At 40.1% G+C, this 7,453-nt stretch carries 9 protein-coding genes; 3 read left to right on the top strand and 6 right to left on the bottom strand.

Going from position 1 to position 7,453, the window contains the following annotated elements; genetic code table 11:
- Nucleotides 1–23: 23 nt before the first annotated feature.
- Nucleotides 24–404: an SRPBCC domain-containing protein gene (locus tag G5B43_RS18705; RefSeq protein ID WP_165296328.1), complete on the bottom strand. Its 381-nt coding sequence runs from the start codon at nt 402–404 to the stop codon at nt 24–26.
- Nucleotides 405–497: 93 nt separating this feature from the next.
- On the opposite strand from G5B43_RS18705, the gene G5B43_RS18700 reads away from it, so the two are divergent.
- On the top strand, nt 498–1,865 hold the full coding sequence (locus G5B43_RS18700) for a methyltransferase RsmF C-terminal domain-like protein (protein WP_165296327.1): 1,368 nt from the start codon (nt 498–500) through the stop codon (nt 1,863–1,865).
- Here G5B43_RS18700 and coaBC read toward each other — a convergent pair.
- The 3 genes from coaBC to G5B43_RS18685 are packed head-to-tail and all read right to left on the bottom strand — an operon-like array spanning nt 1,852 to nt 4,361.
- Nucleotides 1,852–3,063 carry a bifunctional phosphopantothenoylcysteine decarboxylase/phosphopantothenate--cysteine ligase CoaBC gene (coaBC, locus tag G5B43_RS18695; protein WP_165296326.1) on the bottom strand — a complete coding sequence of 404 codons (1,212 nt, stop codon included), beginning with the start codon at nt 3,061–3,063 and terminating at the stop codon, nt 1,852–1,854. The genes G5B43_RS18700 and coaBC overlap by 14 nt on opposite strands.
- Nucleotides 3,064–3,074: 11 nt before the next feature.
- A complete protein-coding gene (locus tag G5B43_RS18690) occupies nt 3,075–3,404 on the bottom strand; it encodes a DNA-directed RNA polymerase subunit omega (protein WP_165296325.1) in 330 nt (109 codons plus the stop codon).
- Nucleotides 3,405–3,437: 33 nt separating this feature from the next.
- A complete protein-coding gene (locus tag G5B43_RS18685) occupies nt 3,438–4,361 on the bottom strand; it encodes an outer membrane protein assembly factor BamD (protein ID WP_165296324.1) in 924 nt (307 codons plus the stop codon).
- 227 nt (nt 4,362–4,588) lie between these two features.
- Between G5B43_RS18685 and G5B43_RS18680 the strand changes: the two genes are divergently transcribed.
- Together G5B43_RS18680 and G5B43_RS18675 are read left to right on the top strand one after the other, a co-directional pair.
- Entirely contained in the window at nt 4,589–4,858 is a 270-nt protein-coding gene (locus tag G5B43_RS18680; protein ID WP_165296323.1) for a NifU family protein, read from the top strand.
- Between the two features lie 56 nt (nt 4,859–4,914).
- Nucleotides 4,915–5,562 (top strand): carboxypeptidase-like regulatory domain-containing protein, encoded by a 648-nt coding sequence (locus G5B43_RS18675; protein WP_165296322.1) that lies wholly within the window; start codon nt 4,915–4,917, stop codon nt 5,560–5,562.
- Here the strand turns inward: G5B43_RS18675 and G5B43_RS18670 are convergent, their stop codons facing one another.
- Together G5B43_RS18670 and G5B43_RS18665 are read right to left on the bottom strand one after the other, a co-directional pair.
- Nucleotides 5,563–6,801 (bottom strand): FtsX-like permease family protein, encoded by a 1,239-nt coding sequence (locus G5B43_RS18670; RefSeq protein WP_165296321.1) that lies wholly within the window; start codon nt 6,799–6,801, stop codon nt 5,563–5,565.
- Nucleotides 6,802–6,804: 3 nt separating this feature from the next.
- Nucleotides 6,805–7,446, bottom strand: coding sequence for an MBL fold metallo-hydrolase (locus G5B43_RS18665; protein WP_165296320.1), 642 nt, complete (start codon nt 7,444–7,446; stop codon nt 6,805–6,807).
- Between the last annotated feature and the right edge of the window lie 7 nt (nt 7,447–7,453).

The following is a 7,453-nucleotide window of genomic DNA, read 5'->3' as shown; positions in this document are numbered from 1 at the left end:
GTATTGCTTGCATCTTTTATTTATTACTCCTCATAAAATTCTATAAGAGATGCCATGTAGGTGTCATTCCAACCTTCTACAATATCGTCATAAGCCTCATCAGGAATATTAGTATGATGTAGTTCAAACGAAGTGCCTCTTTTATCCTCGTGGAGTTTGATGGTAACGATGGAAGGTTCTTCCTGTTCTCCAAAGTACCATTGTTGAACAATTTTCTTATAAGGATCAAGTTGTATAAACTTCCCTGCAATAGCACCATCCCACATAGAGAATTCGCCGCCTTCCCGAGGATTTATTTCTACTGCGTCTCCCGTCCAGAGCCGAATAGTAATTTCTGTTGTTAGCGCTTTATAAATATCTTCCGGGGGTGCGGATACTATATAATATTTTTTAAAGTTATTCATGTACATTAATTTAGTTATTCTACTCCTATCTGTTTTGTGATTCCTTGCATATTGTGGTAAATTTACAGAGAAATAGAATTAAACGATAAAGCGATGAGTAATTTTTTGCCTAATGAACTTGTTAAACGATTGAATGAGGAAGAAGGATTTGACTCTGAAGCTTTTAATAAAGCACATCAACAAGGCGATAAGATTACCTCTATTCGCTTGAACTCATTTAAACAAGACGCTGTTTCATTTGAAAATGTGAGCCCCGTGCCATGGTGTGATAAAGGCTACTATCTGGCTGAACGCCCTGTCTTTACATTAGATCCTCTATATCATGCCGGATGCTATTATGTGCAGGAAGCTTCTTCGATGTTTATCGCACATATTTTAAAGGAGATCGGTTTGGAAAATAGTTCGATTAGAGCCTTGGATCTATGTGCGGCGCCTGGCGGTAAATCAACCCTATTGGTAAGCTATTTGGGAAGTGAAAGTTTATTGGTGTCCAATGAAGTAATCAAGTCGAGAGCTAATATTTTGGCGGATAATATCGTCCGTTGGGGAACAACCAATGTCGTTGTAACAAACAATGATCCTTCTGCATTCAGTCGTTTGCCCGGATACTTTGATTTATTATTAGTTGACGCGCCATGCTCGGGTTCTGGAATGTTTCGTAAAGATCAGAACGCTGTTGATGAATGGTCTCTAGCTAACGTCAAATTATGTAGCGACAGACAAAAGAGGATTCTTGCTGAATCATTGGATGCATTAGTTACAGATGGGTATCTAATCTATTCCACATGTTCTTACTCTAGAGAAGAAAATGAAGATATTTTAGATTGGTTATCAACGGAATATGCACTTGAAACAATTTCTATTACTCGTGATTCCGACTGGGATATAGAAGAAACGCAATCTGCAAAACATAAAGCCATAGGATACCGTTTCTATCCTCATAAGCTGAGAGGAGAAGGTTTTTTTGTCGCCGTATTACAAAAAAAGGAACGCCAGCTGACATTTAATCGTAAGAAAACTAAGTTTGAAAGGAATGCTGTACCTCCAAATGTGGTTTCGAACTGGATAGAAGGAAGCCAAAATCATGCTTATTTTATGCATGGCGATCATATCCATATTATCCCCAAAAACTACGAGGATGATATTAAGTGGCTTCAACAGGTTTTATATATCAAGCAGGCAGGAACCAACATAGGGAAATGGACCGGTAGAGAATTGTTGCCATCGCATGATCTCGCGTGTAGTGTGCATATAAAGAAAAATTTGGCAGTACAAGACGTAACATTAGACGTGGCACTTCAGTTTTTGCGCAAAGAAAGTTTAGATAGAGTAGACTTCACTGCAGTAAAGTCCGGTTGGTGTTTGGTTCAGTATAAGGGAGTAAACTTAGGATGGATTAAAGTATTATCCAATAGAATAAATAATTATTATCCCAAAGAGGTTAGAATTATGAATTTATAACAGCCTGATGTGCGACTATAAGGGCTGCTATATCATCTGCCACCTCTTTTTTTGTTTTTAGTTCGAATCGTTGGATTTCACCTTTTTTACCGATAATAGTAACCTTGTTTGTATCTCCGGCAAAACCAGCTCCTTGGTCCTGCATAGAATTTAATACAATATAATCCAGATTCTTGCGTTTTAGTTTGTCTTGCGCATATGGAAGTTCATTTTCCGTTTCCAAAGCAAAACCTACCAGAGTCTGTTTTGTCGTTTTCTTTGCACCTAACGTCGCCAGAATATCTGTTGTTTTTCGTAATGCTATCTCAAGATTTCCATCTTTTTTCTTAATTTTTTGGGATGCGATTTCAATAGGTGTGTAGTCGGCTACAGCAGCACTCATAACGATAATGTCTGAAGTTTCAAAATAGGTGGAACAAGCCGTTAGCATTTCTTGTGCTGAAGTGACATCATATCGATCAACATTTAGCGGAGTAGGAAGCTGAGTAGGACCGCTAACCAATGTTACAGATGCACCGAGCGATTGCAATGCGGATGCAATGGCATATCCCATTTTCCCGCTGGAATGGTTTCCTATAAAACGAACGGGATCAATCGCTTCGTAGGTTGGGCCAGCAGATACAAGCGCTTTCTTGCCGTCCAAAGGTAATGAAGTATTGAAAAAATGTTGAATCTGGTGTAGGATTTCTTCTGGTTCTGCGAGCCTTCCCTCGCCTACCAAACCACTTGCAAGTTCGCCATTTCTGGGAGCAATCAAGATATTTCCAAAGCCGAGAAGCCGTTTGACATTTTCTTGTGTACTCGGATGCAACCACATATCCAAATCCATGGCAGGCGCAAACATAACAGGACATTTCGCAGAAAGATAAGTGGCTAGCAACAAGTTGTCACATGCTCCATAAGCCATCTTGCTTAATGTATTGGCGGTGGTGGGGGCGATAACGAGTAAATCTGCATGAAGGCCTAGTTCTACATGATTATTCCAAGCCTCTGTATGTCTATCAATATAATCAGACAAGACGGGATGTTTAGACAGGGTAGCCAAGGTCAGTGGTGTAATAAATTCCTTGGCATCGGGTGTCATTAAGACCTGTACGTTGGCATTTTCTTTAACCAACAGGCGGACAAGATATGCAATTTTGTATGCGGCGATACCGCCGCATACACCAATTACTATATTTTTGCCCTTTAACGACATTCCCGAACAGTTTATTCTTGCTCTTTGGCTGGATTTCTAAAGTAAACTTTGTCGTTTAAAAACTCGTCTACTGCCACAAGAGAAGGCTTAGGCATACGTTCGTAATGTTTAGATATCTCTATCTGCTCACGGTTTTCAAAGACCTCCTCTAAGTTGTCGTTGGTTGTTGCAAATTCTGCCAATTTACCATTCAATTCTTCTTTTACATCCACTGCAATTTGATTAGCACGTTTCGCAATGACAACGATAGATTCATAAATATTATGCGTGCCTTTGTCCAGTTGTCTCAAATCACGTGTTACCGTTGATGAAGGAATAGAAGTATTTTTATGTTGACTCATCGTTTAAAATGTATTATTATATTTCGAATTTAATTATTGTATTGCAGAGGTACTTTCTTCTATAGCCGCTGCTTCTTTTGTGATACCCAGCTCCCGTTCGTGCTCCTCACGCATTTTGTTTATCTCGTCCATACGTCTCACCACATAAGCAATTTGCTTTTCGGCACTGGAACGTAAATCGTCAGCTTCCTTTTTGTATTTACTTTGCGGGTAGCTTTCAACAAACGATTGATAATAATCGATTGCTTCATTGAACCTGGCTTCTTGCCTATAGGGCATACTGTTCTGAGCAAACAGGTATTGTGATTTTAAAATCAAAAACTCGATTTCCTCTGCATATCGTGTATCCGGGTATTGCCTAAGCATACTCTCGAAGGCGATGACAGCTGCTCGATAATCATCTGGCTGCCCCATGTCATAATACAACTTTGCATTAGCAAAAGCTTTTTGCTCCAGTTTATCACGCAAGTTTTGTATTAACTGCCCAGCCTCTTCCGCCCGCTCTCCATCTGGGTATAGATTTATAAACAATTGAAGCTCGTCTATAGCTTTCCGAGTATTCTCTTGATCAAGGGAAGGGCGAGGTGAATCTACATAAAAGCAATATGCCGCCATAAAGCGACATTCCTCTGCTCTCGGGCTGTTCGGATAAGTGGTCGCAAAGTTCTTGAAATGATACCTGGCCGAGGTATAGTCTTTTAAACGGTAGTTTGTATAAGCCGTATAATAGTAAAGATCTTCCGCTTCAGCCTGTCCGCGATACTTAGTCATTAAGTCCTCAAAAAGAATGACAGCTTTACTGTATTTTTTCTTTTCATATAGCTTGACCGCTTCCTGGTATTTCATGGCAATATTATTGCTCGCACGAAGCTTTTCAAACTTGCTCTTACAACCGCTTACCAATACGATTAGTAGCAATCCTGCCCATAATGAAACAATACGTCTATTTAAAAACATTTTACAAAGATACGTCAAATTCAAATAAGATTCAATTAAATTTTAGCAGCGCAAGATAACCCAATTTTATACTGAAACCTACTTAAACAAAGTGGTTTAACATTCTTTAACCGCGGTTTTCTTTTCTGTCAATGAAATGTTGAATTCCGGTGCATTGTTACACGATGATAAGGATAATTTTAATAAATTGCCTATATTTACATCTTAATAAAAGGGTTTAAACAGAAATGACATTACAAGAGCGCGTAGAGCAGGCATTGGATACCATCCGTCCTTATTTGGAAACTGATGGAGGAAACGTCGTTGTAGAAGAAATCACTCCAGACAATGTCGTTAAATTGAAGCTGTTGGGAACCTGTGCAAACTGTTCCATGAGTATTATGACATTTAAGGCAGGATTGGAACAAGCAATAAAAAAGGCAGTTCCCGAAATCGTCAGCGTAGAAGCGATCAATTTGACAGATATGAATGATCCGAATGCCATCAGTCCAATGTAGGGAGGGTTAACAAAAATTAACAACCTTCTTGGACTAAGATTGTATAAATTTGAAACATGGCGGGAAGATTTTATTATATATTCACCTTGATTCTCTTTCTCTCATGGGGGACTATATCAGCTCAAGAAAGGAAAATCGTACAATTCAGTGGACTGATAAGTTCTGTGGGAGGTGAACTTCCTGTGCCTTTTGTTACGGTCACGAATATCAGTTATAACAACCAAGTACACGCAGCCAATAACGAAGGCTTTTTCTCGTTTGTTGCTCATGTGGGGGACACGATTAGGTTTACATCAGTTGGTTTTGAACCTGCCGAATTCGTTATTCCTGAAACGGCTTCTGATAAGTTTACAGCGAAGATAAATATGAAAAGCTTGGTCATCGAGTTACCGGCGGTTATGCCTTTTCCTTGGGCTAGTATAGAAGAATTCAACATGGCATTTATGGCATTGGATGTCAGTGATGACAATATATCCAGGATTCGTAATAGTCTATCACCTGAGGCGCTTGCGGCACTATCGCAGGTGGTACCAAGAAGTGCGGAAGAAATTCAGACATTTAACTCCATGCAGCGCCATATAAATATGTCTAATAAAGCTGTAAATCAACGCTTTGCCAATCCGTTATTTAGTCCATTCGCGTGGGGCTCGTTCATAAATTCAATTGTCAAGGGAGACTATAGTAGAAAGCGCCTGGAGTATTAGTTAGTCTACGGAGCGCATGCTTGTATCTCTTTTCAGTTCTCGTACACTCAATAACGAAGAGATGTAAGAAACCAGAAGGGCAACTAACATTACAGTAACAAATACCAGGATAAAATCCAATATACGTATATCAACCGGATAGATATCCATGATGGGGTTCACCTCCTCACCTGTACGAATAATACCAAATTTCTCCTGTAGTAAACAAAAGATAAATCCTAGCCCGATACCTATCAACCCACCAATAAAGGCAATCATCACTCCCTCTAAAAAAAATATGCGCTGAATAAGTGTTTTATCTGCTCCAAGACTAGCCAATACGATCATATCTTGTTTTTTATCAATGACCAACATGGTCAATGATCCAATAATATTAAATATGGCAATGATACCAATCACCGTTAGGATAAAAAAGACTATCCATTTTTCAGAGCGCACCGTTTTATATAATAAAGGGTTCTGCTGCTCCCTGTTTTTCACGAGAAAGTTGTCTCCCAGGTTTCTTTGGATTTCTTTTTGCAGACCGGCTACACGGCTAGAATCTTTTGTGTAGATCTCTACAGCAGAAACGTATTCGTGCTCGTTGAGCAGATCCTTTGCAAATCCAATAGGGGTAATAATAAGATCATTGAACCCCGGCTCGTAATGGAGCACACCAACGGCGGAAAGCCGACGAATATTGATGTCATCCATCGGGTTGATGCTTGTTCCTGAAGTACCTTTCCGAGGAGAGAAAAGCTGTATGTCATTGCCAAAGCCATCAATTGGAACACGAAGGTTAGCTTGTATTTGTGCACCGATCAGTGCCTTGGGCATGCTATCTGCAATTTCCAAACTGCCTGCATATAGCATGCCATGGTGATCTACGTTTAAGAGGCTTTGCGGTTCTACCCCTTTGATCTGGGCCACAAATTGCTGATTATCATATTGAACCAGCACCTTATCTTCCAATATCTCTGAATAGCTCTGTATATCGCGATTCTTACGCAAATCTTCAAAAACCTGTTGGCCAGCGTCGAATACCTTACCTTGTGCTGGCTCTATACGAAGTTCGGGCGCAAACGTGCTATATAGAGACAAGATAAGATTCTCCATACCATTGTAAAAGGATAAAACGATAACCAATGCAGCGCTGCTCACTAAGACCCCGATAACGCTGATCGCCGAGATAATGTTGATCGCGTTTACTGATTTCTTAGAGAATAAATATCGTTTTGCAAAAAAGAGAGATAGCTTCATGTTTTACCCCCTAACAAATGGGTTGGTTCCTTTCTCAAATCCTATTGTTGTGGAAGGGCCGTGCCCAGGGTAGACCACGGTCTCTTCGGGTAGCGTATACATTTTCTGCCGAATATTGTCGAGCAATTGTTGATGATCACCGCCAGGCAAATCTGTTCGGCCAATACTGTTGCGGAAAAGCACGTCTCCACCTATCACAAAGCCTTCTGGAGCGGAGTAGAAACACAGATGTGCCGGCGAATGCCCAGGAATAAGTAAGATACGGAGCTTGTGTTTTCCAATTTCTATTACCTGACTTTCCTCTAAGAAAGTTTCCGCAATGGGGGAGGTTTCATATCGAAAGCCATACATGGGAGCCATGTTTTGAACAGCAACGAGAACCGGCACTTCTCCTTCGTGGAACTGCGGAATCAATCCATATTTCTCAAATATAAAATGGTTTCCTAATACATGATCTATATGGCAATGTGTATTGTACAGTGCAATAGGTTTCAAGTTATTTTCCTCGATAAAGGAGGCAAAGGTAGCTTCCTCTTCATAATTGGACATGCCAGGATCGAAGATTGCACATAAACCCTTCTCGTCATATACGATATACGTGTTTTCTTGAAAAGCGTTGAATATAAAAGAATGTACCTTTAACATACCATCA

The sequence above is a fragment of the Sphingobacterium sp. SGR-19 genome, from assembly GCF_011043555.1.
Lineage (GTDB): Bacteria > Bacteroidota > Bacteroidia > Sphingobacteriales > Sphingobacteriaceae > Sphingobacterium.
This window is presented reverse-complemented; position numbering and strand designations above follow the sequence as displayed.